The organism is Leucobacter sp. CX87, assembly GCF_018682295.1.
Lineage (GTDB): Bacteria > Actinomycetota > Actinomycetes > Actinomycetales > Microbacteriaceae > Cx-87.
Genome location: NZ_JAFIRI010000004.1, coordinates 91,403 through 107,434 on the forward strand (window position 1 = coordinate 91,403; position 16,032 = coordinate 107,434).

Below are 16,032 nucleotides of genomic sequence, written 5' to 3' on the forward strand. Positions count from 1 at the left end.
CACGAAGCGTGAGGCAGGCCCGTTCTTCTTGTCTCGGGGCTAGCGACGGTCGATCGCGTGCGAGATCTGCTCGAAGAACTGCAGGCTGAGCAGGTCAAGCGCATCGTTGTCCGGCGAGGGCTCAGACGACAGCTTCGAGATCACGAGGTTGCGCGTCGGGTCGATCCACACGTACTGGCCGTGAATCCCGACGCCGTAGTAGGCCCGGTCGGAGTTACCGGTGTGCCAGAACTGCCCGGTGTAGCTGCCGCCGTCGTGGAAAAGCTCAAGTCGGTCCGAGGCCAGTGCGGGGTCGCCGCCGGCGGCCATCTCCTCGAGCCACGCCTGTGGCAGGATCGGGTGCCCGTCAAGCACCGCCTGCCCGAAGATCGCGAGGTCGCGTGTGGTACCACACAGGCCCGCATTCACCATCGGGAACTCCGCCTTGTCGACGGTCATGTACGCGTCCGCCGTCATGCCGATCTTGCTCCACAGCCGATCCGAGAGCAAGTCGACGTATTTCTGGCCCGTCACCCGCTCCAGGATCCATCCGAGTACATCGGTGTCTGCGGACGAGTACTTGAACTTCTTGCCGTGCTCGTCGGCCTTCCGGATGGTCGCGAGGAAGGCGTAGGAGTCATGCGGGTCGTCGTCGCGCCCTGCGCGCCAGCCCGAGACCCGGTCCTGGCGCTGCACGTCGGACTCGGCGTCCTGGTAGTCCTCGTTGAAGTCGAGGGCGACCGTCATGTCGAGCACCTGCTGCACCGTCGCGTCACCGAACGCGGAATCGGCAAGCTCGGGGAGGTAGTGCGCGACCAGCTTGCTCGGCTCAAGCTCGCCGCGCTCGATCGAGATGCCGGCGAGCACTCCGCAGAACGACTTCGAGACCGACATGTAGATATGCCGGGTGAGTGGCGTCATGCCCGGCTCATAGTGCTCGAAGATAATCTCGCCCCGGTGGCTCACGATGAGCGAGTCGGTGTACGTCTTTCCCAGGGTCTCTGCAAATCCGGGAACCTCTACAAAAGGGTTCCACCGCATCGGGGCGGTGGCCCGCTGGGGCAGAGCCGCGACGAGGGGTGACACCGCCTGACCTCCCTTGCCAACTGCCCGCGTTGCGAGAATCTCGTCGAGCTTCTGGAACGTCCAACGGTTGTCTGGTCCGGTCTGCCAGTCGATCACTGCGGTACCTCTTTCGAATCGTCTTTGATAGGTACTTCGAACTCTATTGAGCTCGCGACCAGCACACGCCGACGAGGGCTCTGTCAGCGTCCGGTATCCAAGACTGGCGGGGGATCCGCCCTAGCGTTCGTACGCCATGAGTGATTCGGTGACGAGGCGCCAGAAGGCGTCGCGATCGAGCCTGGTCCCCAGCTCAGCGTTGGGTTCGCGGTCGAGCCGCCCGTGCTCGTCGACTACCGATTCGCCATAGGTCCACTGCCCTTGAGTCTCCACCAAGACTGCGGCCGGTCTCGTCTGCACAATGCTGGCGTTGATGACGTAGGCGATCGCGCATGCGTCGTGGATCGACGGCCCCTCTTCCCCGGGGGTCACCTCACCCTGTGCGTAGAAGCTCAGCCACCCGTCGACCGCTCGCGCGACAGGGCTCGTCAGCGCGGCGATCTCGGCGCGCACGCGATCCGAGACCGCCGACTGCCACGTGAGGTCGAGCCCCAGCATGACAATGGCTGCCCCCGACTCAAGAACTTCGGCCGCCGCCTCGGCGTCCGCGTAGAAGTTGAACTCCGCACTCGGCGTGATGTTGCCCGCGTGGTGCCCGCCACCCATGATGACAATCCGCTTGAGTCGCTGCGCAAGGGACGGGTCTGCGCGCAGTGCCAGAGCAACATTCGTCAGCGGTCCGATGGCCACGAGCGTGACGCTCTGCGCCGGATGTTCCTGCACCGACGAGACGATGAACTCCACGGCCCCACATTCAATGGGCCGGCGCTCGGTTTCGGGAAGCACAAAACCGCCCAGACCCGTTTCGCCATGGGGGTCGGCCTGCACCGCATTCCTGACGAGCGGCTCGGCGGCGCCCTGCGCGACGGGAATGCCGCTCATCCCCAGCAGCTCAGCCAACTGCAACGCGTTGCCGGTCACCTTCTCGATCGTCTGATTTCCCGAGACCGTCGTGATGCCGATGACCTCGCACTGTGGGCTGGCCTGGGCCATAAGTAGGGCGATGGCGTCGTCAATGCCGGGGTCGCAGTCGATGATGATTTTCTCGGCCATAAACAACGTCGTTTCTCTGAGAGCAGGGAGATGGTTCCTGCCTCAATCTTGGCCGAGGACGCCCGGGACACGCTCGGTCAGCGAGCGATCTGCGCCTCAATAGTGTCCAGGATCAGAGACACCCCGTCGAGGTAGATGCTGGCGCTCTTCAGCTTGAGCAGCTTTTCCTGGTTGGCGGCGAAATTTGGGTACCGCTCCGCCGAGATGGGGGACGATTGGACGATCCAGTCACGATCCTCCAGCGTCGGATTCTCGGAATCCGAGTGCCAGTGCGCGTGACCCGAGGCGTGCGCGAGCATCGAGCTCGAAAGAATGGCGTAGTACCGCGTGAGGTCGTCGCCACTCAGCCCCGCGACGTGCAGGGCGTCCAAGATGAGCTCGACTGACCCGAGCTCCCCGGGACCGTCGGTGCTCAGGCTCGCGGCATTGACACTGATCGCCGGGTACTGGGCAAAGACGGTCAGGGTGGACGCAGCGAATTGCTCGAGCCTCGTCCGCCAGTCTTCGCGCGGTGCAGTGACACCCTCCTGACAGAGAACCAGCACACGGTCCACCAGCGCTTGCATGAGGCCCTGCTTGTTGCGGAAATGCCGGTAGATGGCGGTCGGATCGGCGCCCAACATCTTGCCAAGTTCACGGACCGTGACACTCGACGCGCCCGGCCGACCGGCGACCTCGAGGCCTGCCTGCACGATGACGTCGACATCGAGGCGCACTTTCAAGTCTCGCTTTATGCGTGTGACCGAGCTTGTCGCCGGCTCGGCAGTCAATCGCTCCATTTTCTTAGCCTAAGCCTGCTCTCCCGCGTCGCACCCTGAGCAGGCTCGCAAGACCCGCGAGCACGATCACCACCGCCCCATATCCGTAGGTCACCGCGGTCAGGCCGAACACCGGCACGAGGGCGCCGGCGATCACGGTCGGGATTCCGAATGCCAGGTAGGAAACCAGAAAGATCACCGCGAACACATCTGCGCGTTCGGTCGCGGGGATGTGTGGCGCAAGCGAACTGACCACCCCAAAGAAGGCGGTGCCGAAACCAGACCCGGTCACCGCTACGGCGAGGAGGTAGGCGGGGAGGGATCCTGCAGCGAGGGCGAGCAGTGACAGCGCCGTCCCGACCGCGAGCGCGGCCGTGCCGTAGATCGAGATCGTGCGTGCTGACCGTCGGCGCAGAAGGAACGCGGCGACCGCTCCTGAACCGGCAAGCACGCCGACAGAGAGTCCCTGCCAGGCGTGGGCCTGTCCGCCCAGCTCGGTGTGGACGATGTTGGCGCCGAGCGAGAGGAACAATCCGCCCGTGGCCCAGCCGGCGAAGATTGCGGGTGCCCCGCGCAAGAAGTCCCCACGCATCGATTCAGGAACCGTCAGTTTGAACCGCAATGAGCGGATCGCGCCGGGTTTACGCGGGGCCGTCTCAGGGATGAACCAGAAGAGGACCGCGAGGACCAGGTACAGCACGACGAGTGGCGCGAAAATAACGGCCAGGGCGTGGCTGAAAAGGTCGAGGACAACGCCGGCCGCGAGCGCACCGAGCCCCAGCCCGACCATTGGGGCCACGGCGTTCCAAACGGCGGCGGATCCTGGGCGCGACGGCGGTTCGAAGTCGGTGATCGCCGCCGATACGGCGGAGAGCAGCAACCCGCTCGCGACCCCCTGCACGACTCGCGCGATCACCAACAGAGGGACCGTATCCGCGTGCCAGAAGATGAAGACGCTGGCAGCGAGGAGCACGAGCCCCACACTCGCGACCGGGCGCCGTCCAATGTGATCGGACAGCGACCCCGCAATCAAGAGGGTGAGCAGCAACGTGAGCGCGTAGATCGCGAAGATCATCGTGATGGCGACGGCGTCGAAGCCGATCGCTTCAGCGAGCACGGGGTAGAACGGGGACGGCGCGCTCGCGCCCGCCATCATCGCGGTGATGGACACGATCGAGAGGGTGAACCCCCACCGCGTGCTCCGGCCCTGTGCTTCGAGGCCTGCCCTTGCCGCCACCGCTGTTCTCCGCTCGCCCTAAAGTTCGAAGTTTTTCGAACTGCTCAAGTTTTAGAGTGTAGTGACACTTGACGGGTGGTTCAACTATTCTCGAACCATGACCAGCCCGACGGTGCTCATGCACCCTGCCCCCGCAGAGATCGAGTTGCACCACGTGCTCTTCGCGCTGAGCGACCCCGAACGCCTCGCGATCGCCCGTCAACTATCCAGCGGGCCCCTCGACATGGCCGAGTGCACGCTCAGCGACCCGGGCATGCCGAAATCCACGAAGTCACACCTCATGAAGGTGCTGCGGGAATCGGGCGTCATTCGCAATGACGCGAACGGCCGGGGCCGACGGCTTTCTTTGCGCAGGGAAGAGCTCGACGCGCGCTTTCCCGGGCTGCTCGATGCCATCCTCTTCGCGGCGTCCGACTCGCGCGTTGCGCCAGAGTCGGGCCGCTAGATTGAAGGCATGACCCCACCTCCCCGAGTCGTCATCACCGGCGCATCCGGTTTCATCGGGCAGCGCCTGGTCGAAGAGTTCAGCGAGCGCGGGTTCGAGGTCCGGTGCATCGGCCGCCACGGACCGGACGCCAGTTGGAACGACCAGGGGGCCATCACCCGGCTGATCGACGGAGCCGCGGTCGTCATCAACCTCGCCGGAAAGAGCGTCAACTGCCGCTACACACGCCGCAATCGCGACGAGATCCTGCGCTCCCGCCTCAGCACGACGGCCACCCTCGGCAGAGCGATCGAGCAGGCGGAGCACCCGCCCGCGATCTGGCTGAACGCCAGTACTTCGACGATCTACCGGTACTCGATGGACCGGCCGATGAACGAGGATCGTGGTGAGCTGGGCGCCGGCTTCTCCGTGGATGTTGCCCGGAACTGGGAGCACGAGTTCTTCGCGGCGCCCCTCCCGCACACTCGTCGCGTTGCCCTCAGAATGTCGATCGTGCTCGGCGATGGCCCCGCTACCAGCATGCTGCTGCGCCTCGCCCGACTCGGCTTGGGTGGGCCGCAGCACGACGGCTGGTGGTTCGGTCACCGTCGCTACCGCGGCATCGGCCCGGCCCCCACCGCGGAGGCAGCGCACTCTCGCCGATCCCGCGGAAAGCAGCGCTTCAGCTGGATCCACATCGACGACGTGGTCGGCGCCATCGATCACCTCATCGAGCACGAAGAGATCTCGGGCCCCGTCAACCTGGCCTCCCCCGGCGTCTCCAACAACGCCGAGCTCATGGCCACCATGCGCCGGGTGGTGCACCGCAGGATCGGGCTGCCCGCGTTTCGGTGGATGCTTGAGCCGGCGATGTGGTTGCTGCGCACCGAGCCGGAGCTCGTGCTCAAGAGTCGCTGGGTCGAGCCGGAGGTGCTGCGGGCAAGCGGCTATCAGTTCGTCTGGCCCGATCTCGAGCCCGCACTCCGCTCAGTGGTCAGCCAGGGCACCTAGGCAACGGACCCGGCCCCGACACCGGTTTCATCATGCGTCGACGACGCATCCGAGGCCTCACGCCAGCAGCGTGAATCCTGACTCGTAGCGCGTCTTCCCGAGCGCCGCCATGATGATCTGGAGAAACCCCATCGCCTCGAGCTCCCTCGCGCGAGTCAACGGGCCGACGTCGACCGCGCGCATTCCTGCCGCCTCGATCAGTGTCGCGACCGCGATCTTCGCGTCGGCGTAGTCGCCGGCGAACAAGACTGTCGTGGGTGTCGTGCCGTTCGTGCCCGAGGTGAGTGTGTCGCCGAGATTGACGTTGAACGCCTTCACCACCGATGCACCCTCGGGAAGCATCTGGGCGAGCTCGGCGGCAGTGGAGGAATCTGCCGGAGACTTCAACTCGTCGTACGTAGAGAAGTCGATGGGATTACTGATGTCGATGACCACTCGGCTACTGAGCTGCTCCCGATAGTGCTCGAGAATGCTCGGGTAGGCCGCGCTGGGGACAGCAAGGACTACGAGATCGCCGGCGAGCTTGTCCCCCATCACGCCGTACTCGAACCCCGAGCGGGCCGCGGAGGGGCTCGTCGCACTGCGCTTGAGGATTTGCACACCCGCTCCCGCACGGTCCGCGACTTCTGCAATCGCGGCGCCCATCTTGCCGCTCCCAATAATGCTGACCGTTGTCATGCGACCGAGATCCTCCTGAATCGGTTGAGCGCCTGTTCTGCGACCTTCTGCGCGTCGTAGTCAAACACCGCACTTCGGCGGAAGTCTCGACCGACGCGAATATCAGCGTCGCGCTTCGTGAGGTCCGCAAACTCGTACTGGGCGTCGAACATTGCGCCAGACCGGCGCGACCCATTCTGCAGAATCGCGGTGCGCTGCATGCGGACCGCGGTGTAGCGCCGGAACGCCTCGGGGATGTCGGACACGTTCTCGGCGGCCGCCAGGAATGTGGCGAGCGCCATGCTGTCTTCGATCGCCTGGTTCACTCCCTGGCCTTGGTGCGGCAGCATCGTATGCGCCGCGTCACCAAGCAACGCAATTGGCCCACGTGACCAGTTGGTGAGGGGTTCGTGGTCGAAGAGGCCCCACCAGAAGGTCTTGTCAATGAGACCGATGAAGTGTTGGAGCTTCGGGTCCCAGCCGTCGCCCGCAAACTCCGCGGCGAGTTCGCTCACCTCCGCCGGGCCAGACCAGGGTCCGTTGAGGGGCCGGTCGCTCGGAATGCCTGCGACAAAGTTGAAGAGGTTCCGTTGCTGCAGCGGGTAACACATGAAGTGCCGGTTGTCGCCCATCCACACCTGGCTAATCATTGGCCAGTCTTCGGGAAGACGCGACGCGTCAATGACCCCGCGATAGACGATGTATCCGGAGTACACGGGCTCAGGGTGCTGATCCACGGCCTTCCGCACCACCGAGTGGATGCCGTCTGCCCCCACCACGGCGTCGAACTCCTCGTGCACCCCGTTTTCGAACTCGACGCGAACACCCGATTCCAGTGCCTGAACGGACGTCAGCCGGTGGCCGAGACGGATCGACTCGGGATCGACTCCTTCCGCCAGTGCATTGATGAGGTCCGGCCGGTACATTCCGATGTTCTGATACTGCTTTGCCGAATCTTCCCATGCCGCGTCCGTGACCATCTTGCCCATCGCGTCCAGGTACACCCCGTGCCCGTCGGGGACGGCTCCCAGCTCCTTGATCTTCTCGAGGACGCCGAGCGTGTCGAGAACGCGCGCGGCATTCGGTGCAACGGTCACGCCCGCGCCCACCTCGCCGAGCTTGCTCGCCTGCTCGAACACCGTGACCTGAACGCCGGCGATCCGCGTCAGCGCGATTGCTGCGGTGAGCCCGCCCATCCCGCCGCCGATGACTGCAATTCTGGTGGTCTGACTCACCATGAGTTCTCCTTGCCTGGACTACGCAACACGGGTGATTCCCTATCGCTTTTCGACGAGCTCACGGGCGACCGCCGGTGAGGAGAACATCGTGGCTCCGCTCGCCTGCTCCGCTTCGTGATCGGGGCCGAGCGGGATGCCCGAGCGATCACGCAGGCACAGTGTCGCCGCGCCTCCGACGAGGGATGCGGCGAGGAGGTACCCAGAGACGGCGGCAGTCGTCCCTGTGGCTTCGAGGAGCATCTGCGCGATCATGGGGGCAAACGCCCCACCGAGGATCGCGCCCACCGCGTACGAGATCGAAACACCCGAGAAGCGCACCGATGCGGGGAAGATCTCTGAGTACCAGGCCGCTAGCGGGCCATAGGTGAGCCCGAGAGCGGACGAGATGAGAATGAGTGCCGTGTAGAGCCCGGGCAGCCCTCCGTTGTCGACGAGCCAGAAGATCGGGAAGACGATAGCCGCCTGCAACGCGAAGCCGACCAGGAAGGTGTTTCGTCGCCCGATCGCATCGGACAGGTACCCCGCAAGGAGGGTCGAGAAGAACCACACGACCGCGGCGGCTGATGCGGCAAGCAGCACTACTGGAGTGTTCAAGCCCTGCACGTTGATCGCATAGTTATTCAGGAACCCGCCGGTGGTCATGTACCCGAGCGTGCCGTTCCCGGCGAACACGAGTGCTGCAAGCAACACGAGGTGCCAGTGGCTTTTGAAAAGCGACACGATCGGAACACTGGCCTGCTTGCCGCGCTTGGCGATCTCCGCAAACACCGGGCTCTCGTCGACCGAACGGCGCACGACGAAGCCGACAACAATGAGCACGACGCTGAGCAGGAACGGCACGCGCCATCCCCACTCGAGGTAGGCCTCACCCGGTGAGATGACACCGGTCATTAGGGCCGTCATGCCCGATGCGAGCAGGAAGCCGAGCGGGACTCCGAGCTGCGGCCAGGATCCTGCGCGACCGCGACGGTTCGCCGGGGCGTGCTCAACGGCCATGAGGACCGCGCCGCCCCATTCGCCGCCGGCCGAGAGACCCTGAAGGATGCGCAGGAAGAGCAGCAGGATCGGTGCGGTGACGCCGATCTGTGAGTAGGTGGGCAGCAGGCCGATCAGCGTCGTCGCCACACCCATCAGTACGAGCGTGAGGACCAGCATTGCGCGCCGTCCAATGATGTCGCCGAAGTGTCCGGCGAGGAATGCTCCGAGTGGGCGGAACAGGAACGAGATGCCGACCGTCGCAAATGAGAGCAGCAGCCCGATCTCTTCGCCCGCAGGCTGGAAGAAGAGCTGCGCGAACACGAGGCTCGCGCTCATCGCGTAGATGAAGAAGTCGTACCACTCGATCGTCGTGCCGATGATTGTCGCGAAGGCGATCCGGCGCTGAGAGTTTGGTTTCCCGGGGGAAAGTGAAGCGGTCATCGTTGTCCCTAACGTCATTGTTGCCCCTCCAGCACACGGGGATTGGGAAGCTGTTCGTGTCAATACTGAGGGGCCCATCTCTACATGTAAATCACAGTAATATGAAGATGTACTTTGGCTAAACTGAAGATGTTTCCGCGAGAAGAGGTGGCCGTGTCCGACGTGAGTCTGAGGCAGCTTGAACTGTTCGCGGCGCTCCCGAATTTCACCACGCTCAGTGCAGCCGCGGCCCATCTGCATATCTCGGAATCCGCGCTGTCACAGGCCGTCACCGCCATTGAACGTGCAGTCGGCGAGCAATTGTGCGTGCGCCGCAAGGCGCGTGGGCTCACCCTCACCCCGACTGGCCAGCAATTCGCCGCGCAGGCCCGCCAGATTGTCACGGACACGCGAGAGCTGCTGCTCGGCATGGGACAGGGAGACGAGCTCCGGGGCCCGGTGAAACTCGGCTGCTACTCGACGTTCGCCACGAGCGTGGTGCCCGAGCTACTCGAGGGCTTTCCCCAGCGCCACCCGGGAGTGCAGCTCGAGGTCATGGTGGGCACGAATGAAGAGCTCCTTTCTGCCCTCGAGGCGGGTCACCTCGATGTCGCCCTCTTACTCGACGTATCTCTGCCGGTCGGGTACCGCCGGCGCAAGATCTACGCCACCGAGCTCGAGGTCCATCTGCATCCGGAGCATCCCCTCGCATCCGCTGACACCGTTGATCTCTCGGACCTTGCCGACGAGCCGTTCATCCAGTTCTATGCGACGCCCGGCACGGTCAACGTCATCGACGCGTTCGCTGCGCGCGGCCTCGAACCCAAGATCGCTGTCAGCGTGTCCGAGATCGGACTGGTCGAGGCGCTCGTGGGCCGGGGCCTCGGCTACGGTCTCCTGATGTCACGGCCCAACCGACTTTCGACCGGCCCCGAGGGGCGTCCCTTTGTCATTCGACCCCTCGACCCACCAGTCACGATCACCCACATGGTGGGGATTTGGCCCGAGGACATGAACCTCACGCCCCGCGCATCGGCGCTGCTCGATTTCGCAGTGGAAAAGCTCGGCGGCTTTGGTCGAGCCGGCGTCTCGGTTACGCCCGATCTGCCGTTCGATCGCGCAAACGCAGCATCATCGAGCTGATCGCCGAGCGTCAGTAGGGGGTCGTCGCCAGAGGCGAGGTCATTCTCGGCGACGGGAACGCCCGCGTGAAGAAGTCGTGACGATCTGCGGCTGGCAGACCGAGCAGCCCGCGGTGAGCAACGAGCTTCATTAGATTGGTTGTATGAGCGACGCTGAATCTGTTTCCATCTCTCGCCGTTGGATTCTCCCAGTCACTCTTTCGGCAATTGTTGGGGTCATCCTGCTGGCGACGGTCGCGTCGATGCTCCTACTGTGGCCTCAATCTGGCCAGGTCTCGCCGGCTGCGCATTCCAGTGGCGCTGAGGGAACCATCGTCACGGCCCGGGTCTCCTCCTCAGAACCAGTCGCCTGCGCCGACGACGGAATGCCGCAGGCGGAAGTGACCGCACCTGAAGGTGGTGCCGAGTGCACGGTCGTGCGCGCCACCCTCCCCGTCGGAGAGACAGTCACGTTCACACTTGATGACCGGCAAAGTGCCCAGCGCCCACCTCGCGAGGGCGACACCGTGAAGCTCGTCGAGTACGCACCGCAATCCATGCCGGACGCGAAGCCGACCTACGCGTTTTACGATTACCCGCGTGGTGCTCCGATGGTGTTCGTCGCGCTCGCATTCGTGGTCATTGTGATTGCCGTGGGTAGGTGGCGAGGAGCGCTTTCACTCGTCGGTGTCGCAATCGCAATTGCGCTCCTCGTCACCTTTGTACTCCCAGCCATTCTGGCCGGCAAGCCACCTGTCCTCGTTGCATCAGTCGGATCCATAGGGATCATGATTGTTGTGCTGTACCTCGCGCACGGCGTCTCACATCGCACGACTGCGGCGCTGTTCGGCTCCGTCTTCGGGATTCTGTTCACGGCAGTTGCCGGGCTGTGGGTGACCAGATGGCTCAGATTCACCGGGATCGGGTCAACGGAGGACACCATCCTCATGGTCGCGATACCCGGTCTCAGGATGAGTGACCTCCTCACCGCAACCATTGTGATTGCGGGCTTGGGGGTGCTGAACGACATCACCGTCTCTCAAGCGTCGGCAGTCTGGGAGATGCGCGCACTGAATCCCCATCTCTCCAAACGCCGCATCTACGCCTCGGCGATGCGAGTGGGCAGAGATCACATTGCATCGAGTATTTACACGCTGGTGTTCGCCTACACCGGATCAATGCTTGTCGTGCTCTTGCTGCTCTACACCTACCCCAGAGATCTTCTGGAGCTCATCACGAGCGAACAAATTGCGCAGGAGGTCATCCGTACACTCATCGGAGCGACCGGGCTCGTTCTCGCAATGCCGGTGACGACAGCGTTCTCAGTGCTCTTCAGCAAAGCCCCTTCGCACATAGACCTCGAAGCCGATTCGCCGCCAGCGGCTCTGCGTCACGGTCACTAACCAGCTGCCTTCCTTTCCGCAGCTCTCAGTTCCACGCAATCGATCCGAGACTCGGTAGTTTCTTCTCGACGGGCGAGCACTCCTGTGACGCCCTGCGCGCGATTGCGGCCCGGTACACCAGCGCAAGCTGATGTACCGGGCCGCAAGTCTCTTTTCTATTGCCGAAACAGTCCCCACCCGCACTCGGCAGGTTTGCCTCAGTGCGCGCCGAGCGTCACCGCGATCTCATTCGGCACCTGATCAAGGGCAACAGACGCCGCGATCTTCCCAGTTGTGAGATCCACCGCGTGAACGGTGTTCGTTGCCGGTTCAGTCACATACGCGGTCTCGCCGTTCGCGACGATCGCCGGGTGCGCATCCTGCCAGTCGACCGGGCCCGCCCACGGGTCTATTACGGGGAACTCGTCCACGATGTCGCCCGTTGCCGGGTCAAGCACGTGTATGGAGCCATCGGTCGAGAGGATGTACGCCAGATCATTGGGTCCACGCACTACATCGCGGAACGTGTAGCGCACGTTCTCGGGCAGCTCCACCACTTCGAAGCTCTTGGCTTCGGTGTCAATCAGCGCGACAGATCCCAACAGGTACCCCTCGGCATCAGGATCGGACTTGTAGTCTCCCACCACAATGGGGCTGGTCTCCGAGACGAATGCGTTCCCCATGCGCCCGAACTCGTCAGGGGCGTCGAACTTCTCAAATGCCCCGTCCTGGTAGAGGAGTGCACCGTCCTCGCACCCAAACACCACGGCCTCGTCGGCCGCGGTTCCCTCGCCATGGATCCCGGGGCACGCATCGCTCGAAGCGATCTCGTCCCAGTGGTCCCCGTGTGACTCGAGCGCGTGCGCCCCGCTCCGTGACGTCTCGTCCCCGACAGTGGTCACGAGTGTGCCGTCCGTGAGTACGATCGACACCCCGTGGTGGGGAGAATCGGCGGTGTAGGTTGTGGCCTCCGGCAGCGCGTCCCCGACCTCGGCGAGCGCCGCAGTGTTCAGTACGGTCGTGACTCCTGTGCCATCGTCGAAGAGCACCGTGTTGCCTGCGTGCCGCACCACGTGCCCCGCGGCCGTCGCGGGCACCACGAGGTCGGTGAGTGCAGGCGTCACGGTGTCGAGCAATTGGAACCCCGCGGTGATGGTCACGACCACGTGGCGGCCGTCACCCGCAGGGTTCAGGCGAGTGAAGTCCTCCGTACTGAACTCGTCAACCACCTCGAGAGTTTTCGCATCGAGCAGGGCGATTCCGCCCTCGTACGAGATGGCGACTCGCCCCTCGGCGTCGTGCGCGTCACTCGTCGTGACGTCAGTGGCGACTGCTCCGGGAGCTTCGCCTGAGGTTGTGCTGCAGCCCGCAGCGAGTAGGGCAACTCCTGCAGCGGCTGCGATGGCGCCCAGACGGGCGTTTCTTCGTGTCATCTTCATTGCGCTTCTTTCTGTTGTGTGGTTCTCGTACTGCGGATGTCGGGGCTATGGGGACGGCCGGGGGTACAGGCCAGTGGAGATACGATCGGTGTTCGCGCGCATCATTTCGAGGTAGCTCTCCGCGCCCTCGCCGGGCGCGGTCAGGGACTCGGTGAACAGTTCGACGACCTGCACCTCGAGGTCCGCCTCACTGGCAAGCACCTGCATGAGACGGTCCGGCTGGGATGATTCGGCGAAGATCGTAGGTACGCTGGCGGTCTCGATCGCCGCACTCAGATCGCGCAGATCAGCGGCACTCGGAGCTGCCAGCGTCGTGCCGCCGGGAATCACTGCCCCAACCACCCGAAAGTCAAAGCGATCGGCGAGATAACCAAACACGTGGTGGTTGGTCACGAGGGCGCGGTGATCGCCCGGAATCTGTGAGAAGGCCGCACTCATCTCAGACTCAAGCTCGATGAGCTGGGCGCGATACCCCTCCGCCCTCTCGGCCAGTCGCACCGAATCGATGCCGGGGATCTTCTCCGCGGTGGTTTCCAACGCATCGACCACATCGATCATCCGCCCAGGGTCGGTCCAGATGTGGGGGTCAGGTGTGCCCGCCGCATCTCCGGTCGCGTAGGGCAGCACGTCAATGACGTCGCCCGCGACGAGCATCGGAGTGCCCGCGTCTGTCACCCGGTCGAGGTGTTGCTGCAATCCTTCTTCGAGCCCGAGCCCGTTCGACACCACGAGGTCGGCACGGTCCAGAAGCGCCGCGTCCTGCGCGGACAGCTCGAAGGAGTGCGGGTCGGCGTTCGGGCGCATGAGCGTCGTCACGGTGGCTTGATCGCCCAGCACCTCTTCGACCACATCTCCAAGAATGTTCGTGGTGACAACAACCTGCGGCCCTTCGCTAGTTCCCTGCGAAGCGCAGCCGACGCCCCCGAACAACACGAGGCAGACCGCTGCGACCATGGCGGTGCGCCGGCTCATCGACCGACCTCCACGAGGTGATCTGGCCGGACACCGGTGTCAAGCACTCGCGCAATGCGAGCATCGTCGGCGAAGTCGATCTCGTACACGACCCCCTCAGCAGGAGCATTCACGTACGCCCGATCCGCATCGACTGTCACGGTCACCAGCGCGGCCAATTCAGGATCGCCGGCCAGGCCGGATAGCGTCTCGTTGAGCAGCGGGTCCGATGCGGCGAGCAACTCGCCAGTCTCCGCGGCGTGCACCCGCACAACCCCATCGGAACCGACAGTAACGACGTGCCCGGCGTCGTCATCCACCGCCGCCGCCGCCAGCAGGTCCACGTCGCTCGGTATCCAGAGCCAGCTTTTCGCTCGCGTGTCGAGCAGCCAAACACCCGGGTCCTCACCGATGCCCGCCACCGTCGGTCGCCCCTTGCGGGCGGTGAACTCTGTCGCGGGAACGGCAGCGTTCGCGGGGTATTCAATCCGCTCGATGATTGTGTTCCCGCTACCGTCTTGCGTCGCCAACACTGCACCGTCTGCGCAGCCGACGACCACACCAACCCGGGTCGTGATGCTACCTGCAGGATCAACGCAGGCAACTGATTGGTCTTCAGTCTCCGTATCGTCCTCGCTGTCCGTACCGACAAGATGAAGCTGATCTGCTCGGGATCCCGAGCTCGCGCCGGTGACGAGTGCGCCGTGCTCGAGGGGCACTACTAGGCCGTTCTGCGCACCGGTATCGATGCGCAACGTTTCGACAATGTCTCCCTGTGCAAGGGCCGCGTTGTCGAGCAACACCGCCTCGCCCGAAGTCGGGAAGAACAGGCCAGTGGAACCCACGGTCGAGAGTAAACCGGTCGAGACCTGTGCGATGCCGCGCCCCGGTACCACGCCGATCGTGCGCGCGTCGGCGCGATAGTAGTGGAAGTGATCGACGTGATCCCAGGCCCAGACCCCACTGTCGAGAATCTCCACACCGTCGTCGTTTGCGGCGAACACATATCGGCCGTCCGTGGTCACCTCGGAGGGCGAAGTCACGCGGTCGAGCGTGGAGGCCTGATTTCGCAGGAGGTCGAGCATTGAAGTGCTTCCGGTGCGGTCGATCGCCACGAGATGCAGTTGCGGTTCCGCGACCTCCACGGCTTCAGCTACCGCACCGTGGTCAGCCGAGCGAACGGGAGATGCAGCATCGGTTGGCAGCGTCTGTGGTTCGGCGCAGCCAACGAGGGCCAGAATCAGGAGCACACCAAGGGTGGCGAGGGGCGTACGACCGGTCATGAACTGCTTTCGGGCTCGGAGATGAGTGGAGGAATGGAGTCTGGGGCTGGCGATGAGCCTGGCGTCTGAGCGGAGGGGCGTACGGCGCCACATACCTCGGCAACCCCCGATGAGGCTGCTGCGAGCGCGATTGCCGCGATCGCGATGGAGGCCCCCGCGGCAGTGCCCAAGTACCACGATCCGATGAGCCCCAGCGCGACCGCGACGATGCCGAATCCCACCGCCAGCACCATGCGCGCGGGGATACGGCGGGTCCACGGGCCGGCTGCAACCGCGGGCGCCAGCAGCAGCCCGACAACGAGCAGCGATCCGACCGCCTGAAACGAGGCGACGGCGGCGAGGGTGACGAGCCCGACAAGGGCGAGCTGCGCGAAGCGCGGGCGTAGGCCGAGAGTCTGGGCGATACGTGCATCGAAAGCAACGGCGACGAAGCTGCGGTGCAGGGTCGTCGCGATGAACGCGGTCACCGCCGCGGCGAGGGCAAGCGCCACGATGTCCGGGATGGTGAGCGCGAGGATGTCGCCGAACAGCATCGCCGTCGCGTCGGTCGCGAAGGTTCTGGAGTGGGACACGATGATCACGCCGAGGGACAGCATCGCCACGAACAGCAGTCCGATGCTGGTGTCGGCGGAGAGCCGGCCTCGGCGCTGCAGCAGTCCGATCATCGCGCTCATGACAATGGCGCTGGTTGCTCCTCCGAGCATGACCGGGGCCCCGACCACCGTGGCGAGCGCGACCCCTGGCAGCATGCCGTGACCGATGGCTTCACCCAGAAATGCCATTCCTCGGATCACGACCCAGGTTCCGACGATCCCGCAGATGACGGCGGCAAGCGCCCCGCCGAGCAGTGCGCGCAGCACAAACTCCGTAGCGAACGGTTCGAGGAGAGAAGGCACTCGCCCACCATATATGCAAATGG

15 protein-coding genes are annotated in these 16,032 nt (G+C 64.3%); 4 read left to right on the forward strand and 11 right to left on the reverse strand.

Annotated elements, in window-relative coordinates; genetic code table 11:
• Positions 1-39: 39 nt before the first annotated feature.
• The 4 genes from KOE53_RS05890 to KOE53_RS05905 all read right to left on the reverse strand — a co-directional run bounded on the left by KOE53_RS05890 (position 40) and on the right by KOE53_RS05905 (position 4,143).
• Positions 40-1,161 carry a serine hydrolase domain-containing protein gene (locus tag KOE53_RS05890; protein WP_188057772.1) on the reverse strand — a complete coding sequence of 374 codons (1,122 nt, stop codon included), beginning with the start codon at positions 1,159-1,161 and terminating at the stop codon, positions 40-42.
• Positions 1,162-1,281: 120 nt separating this feature from the next.
• Positions 1,282-2,214 carry a nucleoside hydrolase gene (locus KOE53_RS05895; RefSeq protein ID WP_188057773.1) on the reverse strand — a complete coding sequence of 311 codons (933 nt, stop codon included), beginning with the start codon at positions 2,212-2,214 and terminating at the stop codon, positions 1,282-1,284.
• Between the two features lie 77 nt (positions 2,215-2,291).
• Positions 2,292-2,993 carry a TetR/AcrR family transcriptional regulator gene (locus KOE53_RS05900; protein WP_188057774.1) on the reverse strand — a complete coding sequence of 234 codons (702 nt, stop codon included), beginning with the start codon at positions 2,991-2,993 and terminating at the stop codon, positions 2,292-2,294.
• A 4-nt stretch (positions 2,994-2,997) separates the two neighbouring features.
• On the reverse strand, positions 2,998-4,143 hold the full coding sequence (locus tag KOE53_RS05905) for an MFS transporter (RefSeq protein WP_353055593.1): 1,146 nt from the start codon (positions 4,141-4,143) through the stop codon (positions 2,998-3,000).
• Positions 4,144-4,306: 163 nt separating this feature from the next.
• On the opposite strand from KOE53_RS05905, the gene KOE53_RS05910 reads away from it, so the two are divergent.
• Together KOE53_RS05910 and KOE53_RS05915 are read left to right on the forward strand one after the other, a co-directional pair.
• Positions 4,307-4,654, forward strand: a complete 348-nt coding sequence (locus tag KOE53_RS05910; protein ID WP_188045929.1) for an ArsR/SmtB family transcription factor — start codon at positions 4,307-4,309, stop codon at positions 4,652-4,654.
• A 9-nt stretch (positions 4,655-4,663) separates the two neighbouring features.
• Positions 4,664-5,644: an epimerase gene (locus tag KOE53_RS05915; protein WP_188057775.1), complete on the forward strand. Its 981-nt coding sequence runs from the start codon at positions 4,664-4,666 to the stop codon at positions 5,642-5,644.
• Between the two features lie 57 nt (positions 5,645-5,701).
• Here the strand turns inward: KOE53_RS05915 and KOE53_RS05920 are convergent, their stop codons facing one another.
• The 3 genes from KOE53_RS05920 to KOE53_RS05930 are packed head-to-tail and all read right to left on the reverse strand — an operon-like array spanning position 5,702 to position 8,958.
• Complete coding sequence (locus tag KOE53_RS05920; protein WP_188057776.1) at positions 5,702-6,322, reverse strand: NADPH-dependent F420 reductase; 621 nt, start codon at positions 6,320-6,322, stop codon at positions 5,702-5,704.
• On the reverse strand, positions 6,319-7,539 hold the full coding sequence (locus KOE53_RS05925) for an FAD-dependent monooxygenase (protein WP_188057777.1): 1,221 nt from the start codon (positions 7,537-7,539) through the stop codon (positions 6,319-6,321). Before KOE53_RS05925 ends, KOE53_RS05920 begins: the two co-directional genes overlap by 4 nt.
• A 39-nt stretch (positions 7,540-7,578) precedes the next feature.
• Positions 7,579-8,958 (reverse strand): MFS transporter, encoded by a 1,380-nt coding sequence (locus KOE53_RS05930; protein ID WP_251364183.1) that lies wholly within the window; start codon positions 8,956-8,958, stop codon positions 7,579-7,581.
• 129 nt (positions 8,959-9,087) lie between these two features.
• Here KOE53_RS05930 and KOE53_RS05935 point away from each other — a divergent pair, with 129 nt between their 5' ends.
• Entirely contained in the window at positions 9,088-10,080 is a 993-nt protein-coding gene (locus KOE53_RS05935; RefSeq protein ID WP_188057779.1) for a LysR substrate-binding domain-containing protein, read from the forward strand.
• Between the two features lie 142 nt (positions 10,081-10,222).
• The gene (locus KOE53_RS05940; protein ID WP_188057780.1) at positions 10,223-11,461 is read left to right on the forward strand and encodes a YibE/F family protein; all 1,239 of its coding nucleotides are present in this window, start codon (positions 10,223-10,225) and stop codon (positions 11,459-11,461) included.
• Between the two features lie 197 nt (positions 11,462-11,658).
• On the opposite strand, the gene aztD is transcribed toward KOE53_RS05940, so the two are convergent.
• Genes aztD through aztB form a run of 4 tightly spaced genes read right to left on the reverse strand, consistent with a single transcriptional unit; the run spans position 11,659 to position 16,009 of the window.
• Entirely contained in the window at positions 11,659-12,873 is a 1,215-nt protein-coding gene (gene aztD, locus KOE53_RS05945) for a zinc metallochaperone AztD (protein WP_188057940.1), read from the reverse strand.
• Between the two features lie 51 nt (positions 12,874-12,924).
• Entirely contained in the window at positions 12,925-13,851 is a 927-nt protein-coding gene (gene aztC, locus KOE53_RS05950; RefSeq protein ID WP_215401677.1) for a zinc ABC transporter substrate-binding protein AztC, read from the reverse strand.
• Positions 13,848-15,113 (reverse strand): ABC transporter, encoded by a 1,266-nt coding sequence (locus KOE53_RS05955; protein WP_188057781.1) that lies wholly within the window; start codon positions 15,111-15,113, stop codon positions 13,848-13,850. The genes aztC and KOE53_RS05955 overlap by 4 nt, the downstream gene beginning before the upstream one ends.
• Positions 15,110-16,009: a zinc ABC transporter permease AztB gene (aztB, locus tag KOE53_RS05960; protein WP_353055594.1), complete on the reverse strand. Its 900-nt coding sequence runs from the start codon at positions 16,007-16,009 to the stop codon at positions 15,110-15,112. The genes KOE53_RS05955 and aztB overlap by 4 nt, the downstream gene beginning before the upstream one ends.
• Between the last annotated feature and the right edge of the window lie 23 nt (positions 16,010-16,032).

What these genes read in the sequence shown, in the direction of transcription:
- KOE53_RS05915 (WP_188057775.1), top strand. Translation starts at nt 4,664, where the DNA reads ATGACCCCACCTCCCCGAGTCGTCATCACCGGCGCATCCGGTTTCATC.
- aztD (WP_188057940.1), bottom strand. Translation starts at nt 12,873, where the DNA reads ATGACACGAAGAAACGCCCGTCTGGGCGCCATCGCAGCCGCTGCAGGA.
- KOE53_RS05935 (WP_188057779.1), top strand. Translation starts at nt 9,088, where the DNA reads ATGTTTCCGCGAGAAGAGGTGGCCGTGTCCGACGTGAGTCTGAGGCAG.
- KOE53_RS05900 (WP_188057774.1), bottom strand. Translation starts at nt 2,993, where the DNA reads ATGGAGCGATTGACTGCCGAGCCGGCGACAAGCTCGGTCACACGCATA.
- KOE53_RS05910 (WP_188045929.1), top strand. Translation starts at nt 4,307, where the DNA reads ATGACCAGCCCGACGGTGCTCATGCACCCTGCCCCCGCAGAGATCGAG.
- KOE53_RS05955 (WP_188057781.1), bottom strand. Translation starts at nt 15,113, where the DNA reads ATGACCGGTCGTACGCCCCTCGCCACCCTTGGTGTGCTCCTGATTCTG.
- KOE53_RS05895 (WP_188057773.1), bottom strand. Translation starts at nt 2,214, where the DNA reads ATGGCCGAGAAAATCATCATCGACTGCGACCCCGGCATTGACGACGCC.
- KOE53_RS05930 (WP_251364183.1), bottom strand. Translation starts at nt 8,958, where the DNA reads ATGACCGCTTCACTTTCCCCCGGGAAACCAAACTCTCAGCGCCGGATC.
- KOE53_RS05920 (WP_188057776.1), bottom strand. Translation starts at nt 6,322, where the DNA reads ATGACAACGGTCAGCATTATTGGGAGCGGCAAGATGGGCGCCGCGATT.
- KOE53_RS05940 (WP_188057780.1), top strand. Translation starts at nt 10,223, where the DNA reads ATGAGCGACGCTGAATCTGTTTCCATCTCTCGCCGTTGGATTCTCCCA.
- KOE53_RS05925 (WP_188057777.1), bottom strand. Translation starts at nt 7,539, where the DNA reads ATGGTGAGTCAGACCACCAGAATTGCAGTCATCGGCGGCGGGATGGGC.
- aztC (WP_215401677.1), bottom strand. Translation starts at nt 13,851, where the DNA reads ATGAGCCGGCGCACCGCCATGGTCGCAGCGGTCTGCCTCGTGTTGTTC.